At 35.5% G+C, this 17,727-nt stretch carries 17 protein-coding genes; 15 read left to right on the top strand and 2 right to left on the bottom strand.

Going from position 1 to position 17,727, the window contains the following annotated elements:
• Positions 1-3 precede the first annotated feature (3 nt).
• The 10 genes from BLQ18_RS02850 (at position 4) to purD (ending at position 11,823) form a co-directional block, all read left to right on the top strand.
• The gene (locus BLQ18_RS02850; RefSeq protein WP_090292412.1) at positions 4-1,311 is read left to right on the top strand and encodes an O-antigen ligase family protein; all 1,308 of its coding nucleotides are present in this window, start codon (positions 4-6) and stop codon (positions 1,309-1,311) included.
• Positions 1,286-2,506 (top strand): O-antigen ligase family protein, encoded by a 1,221-nt coding sequence (locus BLQ18_RS02855; RefSeq protein WP_175443704.1) that lies wholly within the window; start codon positions 1,286-1,288, stop codon positions 2,504-2,506. Before BLQ18_RS02850 ends, BLQ18_RS02855 begins: the two co-directional genes overlap by 26 nt.
• Before the next feature lie 23 nt (positions 2,507-2,529).
• Positions 2,530-3,507 carry a sulfotransferase domain-containing protein gene (locus tag BLQ18_RS02860; protein ID WP_175443705.1) on the top strand — a complete coding sequence of 326 codons (978 nt, stop codon included), beginning with the start codon at positions 2,530-2,532 and terminating at the stop codon, positions 3,505-3,507.
• Between the two features lie 4 nt (positions 3,508-3,511).
• Complete coding sequence (locus tag BLQ18_RS02865) at positions 3,512-4,555, top strand: glycosyltransferase family 4 protein (RefSeq protein WP_090292417.1); 1,044 nt, start codon at positions 3,512-3,514, stop codon at positions 4,553-4,555.
• The gene (locus BLQ18_RS02870; protein ID WP_090292419.1) at positions 4,555-5,664 is read left to right on the top strand and encodes a glycosyltransferase; all 1,110 of its coding nucleotides are present in this window, start codon (positions 4,555-4,557) and stop codon (positions 5,662-5,664) included. Before BLQ18_RS02865 ends, BLQ18_RS02870 begins: the two co-directional genes overlap by 1 nt.
• A gap of 267 nt (positions 5,665-5,931) precedes the next feature.
• On the top strand, positions 5,932-6,966 hold the full coding sequence (gmd, locus tag BLQ18_RS02875; protein WP_090292421.1) for a GDP-mannose 4,6-dehydratase: 1,035 nt from the start codon (positions 5,932-5,934) through the stop codon (positions 6,964-6,966).
• The gene (locus BLQ18_RS02880) at positions 6,950-7,849 is read left to right on the top strand and encodes a GDP-mannose 4,6-dehydratase (protein ID WP_090293651.1); all 900 of its coding nucleotides are present in this window, start codon (positions 6,950-6,952) and stop codon (positions 7,847-7,849) included. Before gmd ends, BLQ18_RS02880 begins: the two co-directional genes overlap by 17 nt.
• Positions 7,850-7,902: 53 nt before the next feature.
• Positions 7,903-9,255: an undecaprenyl-phosphate glucose phosphotransferase gene (locus BLQ18_RS02885; RefSeq protein WP_090292423.1), complete on the top strand. Its 1,353-nt coding sequence runs from the start codon at positions 7,903-7,905 to the stop codon at positions 9,253-9,255.
• A 97-nt stretch (positions 9,256-9,352) separates the two neighbouring features.
• Positions 9,353-10,339, top strand: coding sequence for a UDP-glucuronic acid decarboxylase family protein (locus BLQ18_RS02890; RefSeq protein ID WP_090292425.1), 987 nt, complete (start codon positions 9,353-9,355; stop codon positions 10,337-10,339).
• A gap of 206 nt (positions 10,340-10,545) precedes the next feature.
• The gene (gene purD, locus BLQ18_RS02895) at positions 10,546-11,823 is read left to right on the top strand and encodes a phosphoribosylamine--glycine ligase (RefSeq protein WP_090292426.1); all 1,278 of its coding nucleotides are present in this window, start codon (positions 10,546-10,548) and stop codon (positions 11,821-11,823) included.
• Here purD and BLQ18_RS02900 read toward each other — a convergent pair.
• The gene (locus tag BLQ18_RS02900; protein WP_090292430.1) at positions 11,812-12,033 is read right to left on the bottom strand and encodes a DUF6341 family protein; all 222 of its coding nucleotides are present in this window, start codon (positions 12,031-12,033) and stop codon (positions 11,812-11,814) included. The genes purD and BLQ18_RS02900 overlap by 12 nt on opposite strands.
• Positions 12,034-12,072: 39 nt before the next feature.
• Between BLQ18_RS02900 and BLQ18_RS02905 the strand changes: the two genes are divergently transcribed.
• The 5 genes from BLQ18_RS02905 to BLQ18_RS02925 all read left to right on the top strand — a co-directional run bounded on the left by BLQ18_RS02905 (position 12,073) and on the right by BLQ18_RS02925 (position 16,474).
• Positions 12,073-13,005 (top strand): DUF6427 family protein, encoded by a 933-nt coding sequence (locus tag BLQ18_RS02905; RefSeq protein ID WP_090292431.1) that lies wholly within the window; start codon positions 12,073-12,075, stop codon positions 13,003-13,005.
• Between the two features lie 39 nt (positions 13,006-13,044).
• Complete coding sequence (locus BLQ18_RS02910) at positions 13,045-13,650, top strand: DUF4254 domain-containing protein (protein ID WP_090292433.1); 606 nt, start codon at positions 13,045-13,047, stop codon at positions 13,648-13,650.
• The gene (locus BLQ18_RS02915) at positions 13,634-14,692 is read left to right on the top strand and encodes a glycosyltransferase family 9 protein (RefSeq protein ID WP_090292435.1); all 1,059 of its coding nucleotides are present in this window, start codon (positions 13,634-13,636) and stop codon (positions 14,690-14,692) included. The genes BLQ18_RS02910 and BLQ18_RS02915 overlap by 17 nt, the downstream gene beginning before the upstream one ends.
• 129 nt (positions 14,693-14,821) lie before the next feature.
• Positions 14,822-15,760, top strand: coding sequence for a hypothetical protein (locus BLQ18_RS02920; protein WP_090292437.1), 939 nt, complete (start codon positions 14,822-14,824; stop codon positions 15,758-15,760).
• A 24-nt stretch (positions 15,761-15,784) separates the two neighbouring features.
• Complete coding sequence (locus BLQ18_RS02925) at positions 15,785-16,474, top strand: hypothetical protein (protein ID WP_090292439.1); 690 nt, start codon at positions 15,785-15,787, stop codon at positions 16,472-16,474.
• A 64-nt stretch (positions 16,475-16,538) separates the two neighbouring features.
• Here the strand turns inward: BLQ18_RS02925 and arsS are convergent, their stop codons facing one another.
• The gene (gene arsS / locus BLQ18_RS02930; protein WP_090292441.1) at positions 16,539-17,627 is read right to left on the bottom strand and encodes an arsenosugar biosynthesis radical SAM (seleno)protein ArsS; all 1,089 of its coding nucleotides are present in this window, start codon (positions 17,625-17,627) and stop codon (positions 16,539-16,541) included.
• Positions 17,628-17,727 lie beyond the last annotated feature (100 nt).

Genomic DNA, 17,727 nt, shown 5'->3' on the forward strand with positions numbered 1-17,727 from the left:
CCTATGACAAAAAAAGTAACCTTAAATCTTGGTCGTATATTTACTCTGTTTTTGCTTTTTTTGCCATTTACCCAGGCCCTGACCGTTAATGTTGGGTTCCCTCTTAAAATTTCTGAGTTACTTTTAATTCTATTGATTATTGTTTCAATTGCAAAAGTAAAAGTGGGCAAGGTGAATGTGAAGCAAGGCGCAAACAACCTTATTATTCTGTTTTTAGTATGGGCCACTTTTTCATTTTTAATTAACTTATTTTGGCAATACCCATATCCCCTAAAAGAAATCCCTACTCGAATGGGAAGTCTAAAGCTTGATAGTATATTACGTTTATTATATGTCTGGTTGTCTGTATTTGCCTATTTTATTTCTCAAAAGTATTTTAAAATATTTCCTAAAGCTTTGGGGTATTGGGTCACTGGGGCCGTTATTGCGAGCGTATATGCATGGCACCTTTTTGTTTTCTCAAGTTTAAACTTGCCTTATATTAAATTGTTCGGGATGGATGAAGTACCTCAAAACATTAATGGGGTAATTAGATGCGGTACTTTTAAGGAGGGTAATTTTTTTGGATTGTATTTAATACTTTCAGGGGTAATTGCCTTGCATTTAAACAGAACTAAGACAGCCACTTTTTTGTTGATATCCACAATTACGACATTATCAACGATGACTTATGTTAGTGTATTTGTTTTTTTGCTTTTCATTTCCAGAAGAGTTTTCCTCAAAAAGAAAGTGCTTAAATACGCTTTAATTTTATCGCCGTTCATTCTAATTTCTACTGCAATATTTATTCAGTCATCAATTTTTCAAGAGCGGATTTATGCAAAACTCGCTAAACCTTCCAATGAATTGTCCCCAAGTAATTTTTCAAAGGTAGACAGGGTGATTTCAGCCCGAATTGCATTTTATGAAGGTTTGGACAATCCAATATTTGGAGTTGGTCCATATAATTATGCTCTGCATTATGATGAGCATAACGATTTTGAAAGCTTCATTACCAACAATACAGAATTTTCATTGAAATACTTTAAAAGAGAAAATAAAAGGGCTATCCCAAACAATGTTTATTTGGAGGTTTGGTCGGAATATGGTATTGTTGGTTTTTTGATATTTGTTAGCTTTCTTTTGTTATTACTTTTAAAATCTTTTAAAGCAAGAAATGATATGCTTACTGGGGGGGTCTTGGCACTTTTGGTGTCATTCAATGCATTTCCTTCTTTTATAGTGTTGTTTATTTGGGTGTTTTTGGCGCTAGTAAATTCTAGGACTTCTTTTAACGTAAATGAAAATGAAATATCTGTACGGGAAAAATAATATTCTTATTTATTCTGTTGCTTTACTTCCATTACTATCACTAAAAATGGTTAGTGTTAGTATTATACTGTTTGTTTTAGGTGCATGTTTGGGATATGAAAAACATAAAGTGGGTGCAAGTGAAGTGAAGTTGATATTGGTATTTTCCACCCTTTTTTTTTTATACATCATCTCATTAATTTGGACAGATGATTTTGCGGTTGGCCTCAAACAAATAGAAAAGAAAATGTCTTTTCTTATATTTCCTACAACCCTATTTTTATTAAAACCATTTAAATCTTTTAGGAATATAAATACCTTTATAAAGGTCTATTTAATTTCTTGTGCAATTAGTTCATGTATTATCCTTTTATACATTGGATTTAATTTGAATGAAATCCTACAAAGCAACAGCAATTATGTTTTCAGCATAAAACTAAGACAGGCCATAAATTCGGCACCCTTTATAGGCGAACATCCAATATATTTTTCTCTTTTGTTGGCTGTTTCGGTTCTTTTATTGATTTATAACAGGTTTTCTGGCTGGGCAATCAATGCATTACTGTTTTCTATATATGGAACAACCTTATTAATAGCGAGTTCCCGCGGCGTAATTTTAGGGCTCTTTGTGGTTATGATATTGATTGTTTTTCAAAACATTAAGTCAAGAAATAAACGATATGCTGTTTTGACTCTTTTATTTATTATGTGTTTTAGCTCATATTTATTACCGCCCATTAAAGCTAGGGTTAATGAAATTATTTTCACAAAGCATTTATTCCCCAAAGGCTTACATTATAACTCTTTTAACCTTAGAATGGGGATTTACAGTTGTTCCTTTGACATAATAAAAGATGCACCAATTTATGGTTATGGCCCTGCAGATGTTCAAGATAGACTAGATGCTTGTTATGAGACTAAATTTGAAACTCCAGCATATGCACAACAGATATATAACACGCATAATCAGTATTTGGATTATTTAGCATCCTTCGGCATTTTGGGATTTGTATTAATTATTTGTTGTTTTGCCTATTTTATAAAGATATCCCTTGGAGCAAAGACCAATATGTATTTTAATTTTTTAATTTTATTTTTCTTGGTACTATTAACTGAAAATCTTTTGTCAAGGAATACAGGGATAGTTCTATTTGCAGCCTTCAATTCTCTTTTAGCCTTTACCATTTTGTATAAAAGCAAGTTTTTAAATACATAATCATTGAGTTCAAAAATAAAATATTGGAAAAAAAAAGTATTTTAATAGTTGGAACCAGAAGAGCAGGCACCACATTTATTGGCAAATTATTGAGTTTATCAGCAAAAGGGTTGAATTATGTAGAAGAACCCTTTAATCCTATTAGGGGCATTAAAAATTTGGACCTTATTTGGTATCCTTATCTCAAGGATGATGATAAAAATCTGAAAATCAAAAAGGATTTAATAAGGTTGCTGAAATTAAAAAAAGTTCCTTTTAAATACAGTATTGTAAATAATCAAAAAAATAGAGTTGTTGCTAATGTAAGTCTTAAGGATGTATTTGTAGAACTTTTCAAGAATAGTTCGGAGGAATTTTTTTCAACCAGGTTTTTAAGAATTTTTCTTAAAAGCAACCATCATTTGTCGTATATAAAAGCAAGAATATTTTCAAATAGAAAAACTGTTTTTAAAGATGCTTTAATGTCTCTTTCCACAAGTTTTATATTAAAGAATAGTACGGATACGGGTATTGTGTTCATTTTTCGTAATCCAGTCGGGTTTTATCATAGCGTGAAAAGGCTTAATTGGGAAATGTCTCTGGAAAACTTTTTAGAGCAGGATGAATTGGTAAAGGATTATCCATTTATTAAAGAATTGCCTACGGCTACAGAGGCGGATAGAATTATTAATGAATGGATAGTAATAAATACAATATTACTCGATCAAATAGTTAATCATGGTGCAAAAATAATTTGTATTTCACACGATAAATTATCCAGAAACCCTAAAGAACAGATGGAAATGTTATTCCAGAAATTAGAATTCAGTGAAAAGGCCGATTTGGAAACCATCACATCATTTACGCAAGGGAATCACAAAAGTAAGAAGACGAAAGATGTAAAACGAAACTCAAAAAATGAGATTAATTCATGGCAAAACAAGCTTTCAGAAAAAGAAGTTGAATTTATAAATAGTAGAACAAATGCTTTGTATAAGCAGCTTAATAAAATAGCAATTTAATTTTATGATTGTTATAAACGCCAGATTTCTAACTCAGTCAATTACAGGAGTACAACGTTTTGCCATAGAACTTTGTAAGCGATTACCATCTAAAATCGGAGATGAAGAAGTAGTATTTGTTGCTCCAAAATCCAAAAGTGTAACGCATTTTAGTAAAGATATAAACATAATACAATTTGGGTATTTTTCAGGAAATTTATGGGAACAGATAGAGCTCCCAAAATTCTTGTCACAAAAAGGAAAACCTTTGTTGATTAACTTGGTTGGTATTGCGCCAATATTCTATAAAAATAAGATTATGGCTTTATATGACCTTGCATTTAAACACTACCCAGAATGGTTTTCCTTTTCATTTCAAAAAACCTACAACACTTTAATACCAATAAGTATTAGAAGAACTAAGTTTATTATTACAGATAGCTATTATGTTAAAGATGACATCTGTAAACAATTTAAAATAAACAAAGAAAAGATAGAAGTGCTTTACGCTGCCCCAGCTAAAATGTTTCGGGATAATGGAATACAAAAAAATAAAATTATCTTGACCGTTTCTTCTCTAGATCCACGTAAAAATTTGTTGAGGGTTATTAATGCTTTTAATCTATTGGATACTGAATATGAACTCGTGATCGTGGGCAAAAAGAACAAAAGTTTTGCCAGTATCGATTTTAAAGATTATTTGAACAATCCAAAAATTAAGTTTACTGGTTACCTAACAGATGACGAACTTGTAAAACTGTATAATACTTCAGAAATTTTTGTTTACGCATCGTTATTTGAGGGATTTGGAATTCCCCCATTAGAAGCACAAGCCTGCGGTTGTAGTTGTATAGTCTCGAATAAAACCAGTTTGCCCGAGGTTTATGGCAATTCAGTTCTGTATTGTGACCCATATGAAGTTGAATCAATTAAAGAATGTATAAATACATTGATTGAAAATCCTGAGACCAGATTAAAACTTAAAAAGCTTGGGACAGATAATGTGGCAAAATATGATTGGAACAACTCTGCCAGCCAATTGATCAAAATAATAGAAAAGCATATCTAATGAAGAAGGCATTGATTCATGATTGGTATTATGTTGATGGCGGTGCAGAAAAAGTCATTAAATCATTTAATTCGGTTTGGGATGATTTTGATCATTATGCCTTGGTGGATTTTTTAAATGAAGATGATCGGAAAACTATTCTAAATGGTAAAACAGTGTCAACTTCATTCATTCAGAATTTACCAACATCAAGAAAAGGTCACCAGAAATTTCTTCAGCTTTTCCCCATTGCAATAGAGCAGTTTGATTTAAAAGAATATGACTTGATTTTAAGTTCGTCTGCGTCAGTGGCCAAGGGCGTACTCACTAATCAAGATCAACTACATATTTGTTATTGTCATTCACCAATTAGATATGCATGGGATTTATATCATCAATATCTTAAAGAATCTGGCCTTGATAAAGGGTTAAAAGGCAAATATGCAAAGTATGTTCTCCATAAAATTAGAATGTGGGATATCATGAGTGTAAATAGAGTAGATCATTTTATTGCAAACTCCAATTATATCGCTAGAAGAATCAAAAAGATATATGGCAGGGAATCAACTGTAATTTATCCACCTGTAGACACTCAATTATTTACACTAAACAAGAATAAGGAAGATTATTATTTTACTGCCTCAAGGATGGTTCCATATAAAAAAATGGAATTGATCATTAGAGCCTTTAACGGGATGCCAAATAAAAAATTGATAGTGGCAGGTCATGGCCCAGAATTTTCTAAGCTTAATAAAATTGCAAAGCAAAACATTGAATTTTTGGGATTTGTTTCTGAAAAAGAAATTATAAATCATTTACAAAATGCCAAAGCATTTGTTTATGCAGCCGAAGAAGATTTCGGAATTGTTCCAGTTGAAGCTCAAGCTTGTGGAACGCCCATAATTTGTTATGCAAAAGGAGGGTTATTAGAAACGGTAATAAACGGGGAAACAGGTGTACATTTCTATCAGCAAACGGAAAAAGCTATTCAAAATTCAATTGAAATCTTTGAAAGAATGGATTTTGATGCTGATGTTATTAGAAAGAATGCACTAAGGTTTAGCACTTATAGATTTGAGAATGAAATCAAATCATTTGTGGAAAAGAAGTACATGGAATTTAAACGGTAGTCTTCTTTGTTTAAATATGCTGACTGTTGGAATGAACTTAGATTTAATACAATTTTAAGCTCTACTTGAAAAATTATCTGTCAAGCTGATTAGAAATTTCAAAGCCATATATTTGCCACAATTAATCTTACGTGGTTAAGAATTCTTATTTTGAATTTGAAAAAGAATTTACTCAAAATTTCGAATTCATTCTAAAATAGGATTCTGTAAGGTATTTTATTGATGAATTTCAATAATATTTTTAATTAAAATCGACTATCAAATAGAATGAAGAAAGCCATAATAACAGGAATTACAGGTCAAGATGCGGCTTATTTGGCAGAACTGCTATTATCTAAAAATTATGAAGTTTACGGTACTTATAGAAGGACCAGTTCAACCAATTTTTGGAGAATAGAAGATTTAGGAATAGAGGAACATCCAAACCTTCATTTATTGGAATACGACCTTGTAGATTTATCAAGTGCATTTAGAATTATCTCGGAAATTCAACCAGACGAAGTATATAATTTAGCTGCCCAAAGTTTTGTTGGAGTATCATTTTCTCAACCAATTGCAACTGCTCAAATCACGGGAGTGGGTGCAATGAATTTATTGGAGGCAATAAGAACCATCGATCCAAAAATTAGGTTTTATCAAGCCTCTACATCTGAAATGTTCGGTAAGGTGAGGGCTATCCCTCAATCGGAAGAAACCCCTTTCCATCCCAGAAGTCCCTATGGTGTGGCCAAGGTTTTTGCACATTGGGCAACTTTGAATTATCAAGAGTCTTATGATTTATTTGCTTCTAGCGGTATTTTGTTCAACCATGAATCTCCCTTAAGAGGCAAGGAATTTGTTACCAGAAAGATTACAGACTCAGTGGCCAAAATTTCCTTGGGAATGTTGGATGTAATAGAATTGGGCAACCTGGACGCGAAAAGAGATTGGGGATTTGCTAAAGACTACGTTGAAGGAATGTATCAAATATTGCAAGCGGACAAACCTGATGTATTTGTTTTGGCTACAGGAAGAACGGAAACCGTTAGGGATTTTGTGGAAATGGCATTTAAAGCTGTGGGAATAGATCTAGAATGGCAAGGAAAAGACGAGAATGAAATAGGATTGGATAAGAACACAGGTAAAACCTTAGTGAAGGTGAACCCAAAATTTTATCGTCCTGCAGAAGTTGAATTACTTATTGGAGATCCTACAAAGGCCAAAAACATATTAGGTTGGGAAGCCAAGACCACTTTGGAAGAATTGTGCGAAATGATGGTAAAATCGGACATTGAAAAAAACAAAAATGGAAAGTCCTATTAGTAGAACAGTTTTAATTACTGGGGTTACTGGATTTACTGGAAAACATTTGGAGACTGAATTGTCAGAAAATGGGTTTCAAGTATTTGGGACTACGTATTCAAAACCGCTTCAAGAGAATCATTTTGAATGCAACATTTTGGATCTTGACCAATTGGCCAAGGTAATTGCCAAAACGAGTCCAGATTATGTAATTCACCTTGCAGCAATTTCATTTGTGGCGACAAAAGACATTCCAAAGATTTATGCAACCAATGTACAAGGAACACTAAATCTAATGGAAGCACTCCTTGGCGCAAATAAACCTATTAAAAAGGTTCTTGTGGCAAGTAGTGCCGCCGTTTATGGCAATATAGGGACCGTTCTTTCGGAAGACATGTGTCCAAAACCTGTCAATCATTACGGCAATAGCAAATTAGCCATGGAGAATATGGTCGCCAACTATTTTGATAAACTAAACATTATTATAGCTAGGCCATTTAATTATACAGGTATAGGTCAGGAAGATCATTTTTTAATTCCAAAAATCATCAAACACTACAAGGAGAAAAAGGATGTAATAGAACTTGGCAATCTTGATACTTATAGGGAGTATAATGATGTAAGGTTCTTGGTCAGTTGTTATCGAAAACTATTATTGATTGATGATAAATCTGATACTGTCAACATCGCAAGTGGCTCTACTTTTTCGATTAATGATATATTAACGATTATGACGGATCTGTCTTCCCATAAAATTCAGGTAAAAGTAAATAGCCAATTTGTGAGAAAGAATGAAGTAAAGGAGCTTAAGGGATCATCCAATAAATTAATTCAGCTTATAGGGTCAGTTAATGATTCAACAAATTCTTTACCAAATACACTGGAAGAAATGTATCTTAGCTAAGAATGGTGTTTGCTTAAGCTAATATCATCTTAATTTGATCTGCTCTAAAAAGAATGTTTTTCAAACAACATAGATTTTCGAATTTAATTGCTCCGATTTCGTATGCGATTGATCTTATTGTGTTGAATATATTCTTGTACCTTCTCCCCATAAACTTTCAGACCCCAATTTTAATCCATTTATATATTACGGCTGCATGGATTGTAATATCCATTAAAAATGAGTTTTATACGATTTATCGATTTTCAAAGGTCACTTATGTATTTCGATTGATTTTTGTCCAGTTTGTATTTTACTTTTTAGCATTATACGCCTTTATCGGATTTTTTAAGCAGCCTATTATTAGTAGACTGGCTTTGGGAGAGTATTTTGTTCTTGTTTTTGCAATTATTTCCTCTGTAAAGCTTCTTAGTTACTTTTTGTTGATGGAATATCGCGAACGGGTAAAGGGCAACTTAAGAAATGTTGTAATCATAGGTAAGAACAAGAAGACAGATCAACTCCGTAAAGTTTTTAATGAAAGGGCAGAATTTGGGTATAATTTTCAAAAACAGTTTTCACCTAAATCTCAGGATTTTGACATTTATGAATGTCAAGATTACATTTTAGAGCATAAAATTGATGAGATATATTGTTCAATTTCAGAACTCAAAAATGAAGAAATTGCCAGGTTCATCAGCTTTGCGGACAACAACCTAAAAACACTCAAGTTTATTCCAGATAACAAGAATATCTTTTCGAAAAAATTAAAGTTTGAGTACTATGATTATATCCCAGTTTTGTCTTTAAGGGATATTCCTTTAGATAGTCCGATAAATGCTTTTATTAAAAGAACATTCGATATCATCTTTTCTCTGATCATCATTTTGGGGATACTATCATGGCTCACGCCAATTTTGGCCATTTTGATCGCCATGGAATCAAAAGGCCCTGTCTTCTTTCGACAAACCAGAAATGGTTTGGACAACAGGGAGTTTTATTGCTACAAATTTCGCTCAATGGCCCCCAATAAAAATGCAGACCATATACAAGCAACCAAAAACGATATGCGAATAACCAAAATAGGAAGGTTCATTAGAAAAACTAGTATTGATGAACTTCCTCAATTTTACAATGTATTGTTTGGAACTATGGCTGTAGTTGGACCGCGCCCCCATATGGTTAAGCACACCAATGAATATGCTTCAAGTGTTGACAAATATATGGTAAGACATTTTGTCAAACCAGGAATTACTGGTTTGGCACAGGTTAGGGGTTACAGAGGGGAAATAGAGCAGGAAACAGATATTCAAAATAGAATAAAGTTTGATATTTTTTATATTGAAAACTGGTCCATGTTTTTGGATTTGAAAATTATAGTCCAAACCATTCTTAATGCCTTCAAAGGTGAGGAAAAAGCGTATTGAGTCGATAATTTGGTGTAGGTTGACCATAAAAGTTTCAATCTGAGACCATATAAATTATGTTTGTAAGCGTCAAAGACTCCAATTAATCTACCAATAAATGAAAAGAACTTTAATTACAGGAGCCGCAGGTTTTTTAGGCTCCCATCTTTGTGACAGATTTATTGCTGAAGGGCATGAAGTGTTTGCAATGGATAATCTGATCACAGGGGATCTTAAAAACATTGAACATTTATTTCCATTAGAAAACTTTACTTTCTATAATCACGATGTTACCAACTTTGTGCATGTTCCAGGAAAGCTGGATTATATATTACATTTCGCTTCGCCAGCAAGTCCAATTGATTATCTTAAAATTCCAATTCAGACTTTAAAAGTTGGAGCTTTGGGGACCCACAATTTGTTGGGACTTGCTAAGGAAAAAGGTGCGAGATTTATGATTGCCTCAACTTCTGAAATTTATGGTGATCCTTTGGTGCATCCACAGACTGAAGAGTACTATGGCAACGTGAATACCATCGGACCTAGAGGGGTGTATGATGAGGCCAAGCGTTTTCAGGAATCAATAACAATGGCTTATCACCGTTTTCACGGATTGGATACCCGTATCGTCCGAATATTCAACACTTATGGACCCAGAATGCGACTGAACGATGGTCGTGTTATCCCAGCATTTATGGGGCAGGCACTACGTGGAGAAGACTTAACCGTGTTTGGTGATGGTTCTCAAACTCGTTCGTTCTGCTATGTGGATGATGAAATTGAGGGTATCTACCGCTTGTTGATGAGTGATTATACGCATCCAGTGAATATTGGTAACCCTAATGAAATCACTATCAAAGATTTTGCAGAGGAAATCATTAAACTGACAGGTACCGATCAAAAGATTATTTACAAACCTTTGCCCAAGGATGATCCAATGCAACGTCAACCAGATATCACCAAAGCAAAAGAGATTTTGGGATGGGAACCCAAAGTGGGACGTGAAGAGGGAATGCGTAAAACTTTCGAATATTTTAAAGGTCTTTCAAAAGAAGATTTGGAAAAAACCGAACACCGAGATTTTACCACTCACAATAAAAAGTAACCTTCTTTGTAAAAGAAGAATGATTAGAGGCCCGAAGAAATTTCTCGGGCCTTTTTAATTTTTTCAAATATCCAAAGAGACAATTAAACGATACTAATGATGCAGTGGTTTACTATGAAATTCGTATCAATAAGTATGTTCGAATCATTTATAAATAACCATCAAATTAAATTTGAATTGCGTTATTTTTGCCAAAACGTTGAATCATGAACATCTTGGTCTTGGGTTCTGGCGGACGCGAACATGCCATTTCCCTTAAAATTTCTCAAAGTCCTAAAATCACTAAGTTATTTGTTGCACCAGGTAATGCGGGAACAGCACAAATTGCCACAAATGTTGAGGTAGGGGTAAACGATTTTGAAGCCATTAAAGAATTGGTGTTGAATGAAAGCATCGATTTAGTGGTAGTAGGACCTGAGGACCCATTGGTGAATGGCGTTCATGATTTCTTCTTGAATGATGAAAAGCTAAAGACCGTTCCTGTAATCGGACCAGAAAAAGCAGCAGCCGAACTCGAGGGAAGCAAGGAATTTGCAAAAGAGTTTATGATGCGACACAACATTCCAACGGCAGCTTATGAAAGTTTTACAAGTGAGTCTCTGGAAAAGGGTTATGCCTTTCTGGAAACCCTAAACCCTCCTTATGTTCTTAAAGCTGATGGTCTTGCTGCGGGAAAGGGCGTTTTAATTCTTCAAAAGCTACAAGAAGCAAAAGATGAACTAAAATCCATGTTGGTCGATTCCAAATTTGGGAACGCAAGTGCCACAGTGGTTATCGAAGAATTCTTGGATGGTATTGAATTAAGCTGTTTTGTACTTACTGATGGAACCAACTACAAAGTACTTCCAACAGCAAAAGACTACAAAAGAATTGGCGAGGGTGATACTGGACTCAATACAGGTGGTATGGGCGCCATTTCACCTGTTCCTTTTGCAGATGAGGTATTCATGGATAAGATTGAGCAGCAAATTGTAAAACCGACCGTACACGGCCTTAAAAAGGATAATTTGCCTTATGTAGGTTTCATCTTTATCGGCTTGATAAAAGTTGGTGAAGAACCCAAGGTAATCGAATACAACGTTCGCATGGGAGACCCTGAGACCGAGGTGGTAATTCCTCGATTAAAAAATGATTTGGTTGAGGTACTTTCGGCAATGGCCAATGGCACATTGGACCAAATCGACTTGCAGATTGATGAGCGTGCGGCCACAACGGTTATGGCCGTTTCTGGTGGATATCCCGAAGCCTACGAAAAAGGAAAAGAAATCACAGGAACCGAAAACATTCAAGATTCCATTGTTTTCCACGCAGGAACCAAACTTTCCGATGGAAAAGTAGTGACCAATGGGGGGCGTGTAATAGCAATCACTTCCTTTGGAAAAGACTTTAAGGAAGCGCTAAAAACATCCTATCAAAATATGGAAAAGCTCCATTTTGATGGCATGTATTACCGTAAAGATTTAGGATTCGATCTAGATGTATGAATGTGAGCTAATGCTCTTGTCCTCTTCACCATTATCGTTGAATATTTTCAACTCTTTCATCCAATATACCATGGCTACAAAACCAATGGCCATAAAAATCCAGTTAATGGTGTTGGCTCCCCACCAGCTGTGCGTAAAACGCAAAAAATCCAAAGGGGCGAATAGGTAGTTTACAAATAAGTCTTCTATACCGTAAAAAAACTTGCTCATGTTGGCTATATTTACTTTACAAAAGTAGCAAAAGATAGGATGATTTCAAGCTTTTTCGAAAAAACAAAACCCATTACCCATATTGTTTTAGCTATCTCGCTCTTTTTGTTTTATTTCTCCAGTGTTTTTTTTGAAACTAACCATCAGGAAATCAGTAGGGTTTTTGGCGTGGAGCTGATTGCATTTGTGGTTCTTTTGATTTCACTTCTGTCCATTGGTCAAATGGTCCGAGCGGAAAAAGTGACCGAGCTGAACTCATACGCCATGTTCTTTTTTGTGGTATTGATCATTGTTTTTTCTGAAGAACTGGCCAATAAAAATGTGATTTTTACCAATCTGTTTTTGTTGTTGGCCATTTGGAGATTGTTTGCCGTTCGATCACTTAAAAACGTAAAGCATAAGATTTTTGATGCTTCCCTTTTAATAGCTACTGCCAGTTTATTCTATGACTGGGCACTCATTTTTATTCTTTTGGTTTTTTACGTTGTCGGAATTTATGACCGCAAGACCTTTAAAAATTGGTTGGTGCCATTTTTAGGTTTGGGTACGGTTTTTATCCTTTCGTTTACGTATTTAAAATGGACAGGTTCTCTAGAATTTTTCAAAGAACATTATCGATTCACCTTGGGAATTTTTGGTTCTAGTTCCTTTTTTCAAGCCTTGAACGTAAAAGCACTCATTTACTTCATTTTGATTTTTATCGTGGCCTTTTCCGTATTTATTAGACTTCGAAGTTTAGGAGGAGGGAAACTGTTGATGCTTAGAACGCTATTGATTGTTTTTGTTTTTGGAGTAATTACCGCCTTGCTTACCCCAGTAAATGAATCACCAATGCTCATCACATTTTTTCCAGCAGCAGTTTTTTTAGGGAATTATGGGGAGGGCATTAAAAAAGTTAAGCTTTTGGAAGCATTATTGGCACTTAGTATCGTCTTGCCCATCCTGCTTTTTGTGTTGGAAATAAATTCATAAATCATAAAGCAATATCTTTGAACAAATTTGAGATGAGTTATGTTCAGTGATTTTGCATTCAAGATATTTCAGGAAAGTATAGACACTTATCACATTAAGGATGATGTGTATCAAGATTTCTCCAACCCATATCCAAAGGATAAGGTAGAGCATTTATTGTATCGAAAAAATTGGATCGATACAGTACAATGGCATTATGAAGACATCATCCGCGACCCTGAAATTGATCCAGTAGCTGCTCTTGATCTAAAACGTAAGATTGATGCCAGCAATCAAGATAGAACCGATTTGGTAGAATATATTGACAGCTATTTCTTAAACAAATACCAATCGGTACAAGTAAAGGATGATGCTACCATCAATACCGAAAGTCCAGCCTGGGCCATAGACCGACTTTCCATTTTGGCATTGAAGATCTATCACATGCAGGAAGAGGTGAACCGTACCGATGCCTCAGCAGAACACACTAAAAAATGTAGCGAGAAATTAGCGGTTCTTTTGGAACAGAAAAAGGACCTTTCCACAGCAATTGATCAACTTTTAGCAGATATTGAAGCTGGAGACAAGTACATGAAAGTCTACAAGCAGATGAAAATGTACAACGACGACGAACTAAACCCAGTACTTCGTGGACAAAAAGGGTAAACACACCCATATTTTACTTTTAAGGTTGTCGGCCATGGGCGATGTGGCCATGACCGTTCCCGTTATTCAAGCAGTTACGGAAAAATATCCCGAAGTTCAGGTTACTGTTCTTACCAAAAAACTTTTCATGCCCATTTTTAATGGGATGGAACGAGTTCAGACTATTGAGGCCGATGTTAAAAAACGTCATAAAGGACTTATAGGTCTTTGGCGTTTGTATCAAGAATTAAAACCGTTGAATTTTAATGCAGTGGCTGATTTACACAATGTGTTGCGCAGTCGGGTACTCAAAAAGTATTTTGCTTTGGAGCGAATACCGATTGAACAAATTGATAAGGGTAGAAAAGAAAAGAAAGCCCTTACCCGTTCCAAAAACAAAGTTTTTCAGCAATTAAAGTCGACCCACCAACGCTACGCCGATGTTTTTACGCAGTTGGGTTTTCCAATTGAATTATCCAAAGCAAAGCCGTTAGCACGAATTCAGCTTTCTGAAAAAGTACTTGGATTAGTACAGCAGGACACCAAAAAATGGGTGGGAATTGCCCCTTTTGCGGCCCATGAGGGTAAAATGTATCCTCTGGAACACACTGAAGAGGTGATAAAGGAACTCAACAATACTAATAAGTATAAAATCTTGTTGTTTGGAGGGGGAGCCAAAGAGGTAGAACTATTGGAAGAACTTGCAAGCACTTATGAAAACGCCTTGAACATGGCAGGTAAGCTCATTTTATCCGAAGAACTGCAACTCATTTCCAATTTGGATGTAATGTTGTCCATGGATAGTGGCAATTCCCATTTGGCCACCAATTATGGAATTCCTGTGGTCACTCTTTGGGGAGTTACCCACCCTTTTGCTGGATTTTACTCTTTCAATCAACCCTTGGAAAATGCGCTTTTGGCCGACAGAGAAAAGTATCCCTTGATTCCGACTTCTATCTATGGGAATAAAGTTCCAGAAGGTTATGAAAATGCCATGAAAACAATAGAACCAAAGAAAGTTGTGGAAAAACTTTTGTCCATTTTGGAACCAATTGTAGATTGATAAAGCATATTGGTCAAGCCAAAAGTGGCGTTGGTACATTTTTCACTTCTAATGATTAAATATCAACTATCTTGATATTTTGAATCAACCTTTTTCAAAATTGTGCATCACATAAAAAACAAACAAACTATGCAACACATAAAAAGAGGGTTAATGTCTTTGATGGGATTAGTGGTAATCATTTCCTGTTCCACTGAAGACCCTGTACCAAATCCAACAGAAACTGCGAGGTTAAATATCACCTTCATCATGGATGACGAAGCTGAACGACTGGACAATTTAGGTAACCCAGTATCAGTTCCTGAAGGCAATGCCGCTCAAAATCCCGATTTTGAACTTTTAGGACTTCATTTTGTTGGGCTATATCCGGATCAATTTACACCCTATGACGATGGCGTAACCATTGCTTCCACAGCAACAACTGGTAGTGGAGGTGCCTTGGCCATAGATTTTAATAGTGAAGTGTTTTTTAATGAAGAAGTAAATACACTTAGCCTTCCTTTGAGTTATGTTACTCCTGGCACATATGAATATCTAAGAGCTTCAATTGGATATCAGAAGTATAAAATAGTCTACAACCTTGAGGGGGCAGAAAATATAATTCCTGATTGGCCCGAAGGTGTTGATGATAACATTGATGTAGATGCTACGGTTGCCTCATTTTTAGGGTACAATACCTATATTGGAACATATACATTGGATAATTTATCGGTGACCGTCAACGGAAATAAGGCCCAAGGTTATTTTGGATTGGAATCCAGAGGAAACATTAATGGTTTTGTTTTTAATCAATTGACGGAAGGTGAATCAGCTCAAACCACAGTGCCAAATCCAATAAACGATACTTCACCAGTTCCTGAAGGCTCCTGTGTAGTCACGGGTCAATTCCCGACAGCTTTGGTAATTCCTGCAAATGCTTCGGAAGACATCAATATTGAGGTGGTGATATCCATCAACCAAAGTTTTGAATGGGAAGACACCAACGGCAATGGCAAATACGAACCTTTGTTGGACGAAACTGTGGTGGATATGGGAACAAGGGGAATGTTTCCTAAAGTGGTGAATTGAACCATTTGAAATCAATAGAATTAGATGAAGGAGACCCATTTTGAAAAGCTAGTAAGAATAGGGAACACATTGATAGAAGGGCCAAATGTTATTTTTAATTCAATTGGGCAAGATTGGCTCGAAAAGGACTTGCAAATAATATTTCATTATCCAGAAAATGGAAGGTTAGAATCTTTCTCTATTTGGAGTGATGACACCATGAATAAGGAAAAGGGCTTTTTACAACCAATGATAAGAAATTTGACTTGGGATAGGCGAAAAGATCTAGATAGAGCGCAAAAAGAGCCTTCAACAATATTTCCTAAGGTGGACATACAACTAGGTTCTATAAAAAAAGAAATGTCGCAAGAATTGAATGAAAAGTTTGTCCAACTTCAACATTCGATGATTAGAAATCTTGAATATGTACCTTATAAAATTCCGACAACACGGGATTCCGCCGAAATCAAAATTAACTTCGAAAAACCTTTTGTTGATTTTTCAGTGTTTTTCAGAAATGGAGTCCAAACACTAGAATTTAGCTCTTGTGTAAATCATGAAAATATTTTGCTACGGGAATTAAATCAAATGAAGAAAATACTTTTAGAGTGCATTAACTTGGTTAAGTTATCTGATTGGGTAGAAAAATATTCTGATCTAACTGAATCCTTTTTGAACGGGAAAACAATGGAGTGGAACTATAGCAAAGATTTAAAAGAGGTTGAACCTTTCTGATATGATTTTTAAGTAGTGCCAAATATGAACCTACACTTGTTGGACGAAACTGTGGTGGATTAAATTAAGCCACCGTACCCTGACAACTACTTCCAGCCCCTGCAGTACAACCGTAGCAATGCTGTGAAATAATAATATCGCGATTGCTCAACATATCATCGTTAAAATCTTTGATGTGTTTCACCTTACTGGCAACCTTTAGGTCCAGCATTTGGTTAAAATCGCAATCGTACAACCAACCATCCCAACTTACGGAAATGGTATTGGTGCACATAACATTCTCAACTGCGGCAGGGTTGTAGGCTTCCACTAAGGAATACATATAATCCTCATAATTGTCGGAAGCGATGAGATAGTCCAAAAACCGTGAAATAGGCAAATTGGTAATAGCAAAGAGGTTATGAAAATCAATATTGAAATCAGCCTTTAAAGCCTTTTTAAAATCGTGCTCCATCGCAGCTTGGTCTGCTGGCAAAAATGCCCCAGATGGATTGTACACTAAATCCAATCGCAACTCACTATCAGTCATACCATAACCTACCTCATTTAGCATTTGCAGCGCTTTAATGGACTTGTCAAAAACCCCATCTCCACGTTGTTTGTCTGTTTTTCCTTGGGTATAATGAGGCATGGAAGAGACCACATGTACATTGTGCTTTTTGAAAAACTCTGGTAGATCATTATACTTTTTATTGGCCAGCATAATGGTCAAATTGGAACGTACAATAAAATCTTGGATGCCCGCTTTGGAAGCCTCTTCGACAAACCATCTAAAATCAGGGTTCATTTCGGGAGCACCCCCAGTGAGGTCCAATGTATGGGCTCCAGTGTTCCGAATTACCTCTAAACATTGCCCCATGGTTTCCCGCGACATGATTTCCTTTCGGTCTGGACCAGCATCCACATGGCAGTGGTTACAAACTTGGTTGCACATATAGCCCACATTGATCTGTAGGATTTCCAACTTTTTAGGACGCAAAGGAAATTGACCAGTCTCGGCGATTTTATCTTTAAAAAAAGGCAATTCTCCATCCGCAAAAAGCTCTCCGTTCAATATGTCCAACTGCATTTTTGAGTTGGCCAATTCGTTGTCACGAGCTTTCAGGGATTTCTTAGCTGCCTTTTTTAAGTCTGTCAATATGCTTTGTTCCATTTATTTCTTTTCTATTACGATTTGAGGCATTTCCAATTTCATCTAGGTAAATTCTAACATCTAAAAGCGAGGCGGTCTAAAGTCTATAAGCGCAGCGTTC

The organism is Flagellimonas zhangzhouensis, from assembly GCF_900102925.1.
Classification (GTDB): Bacteria; Bacteroidota; Bacteroidia; order Flavobacteriales; family Flavobacteriaceae; genus Flagellimonas; species Flagellimonas zhangzhouensis.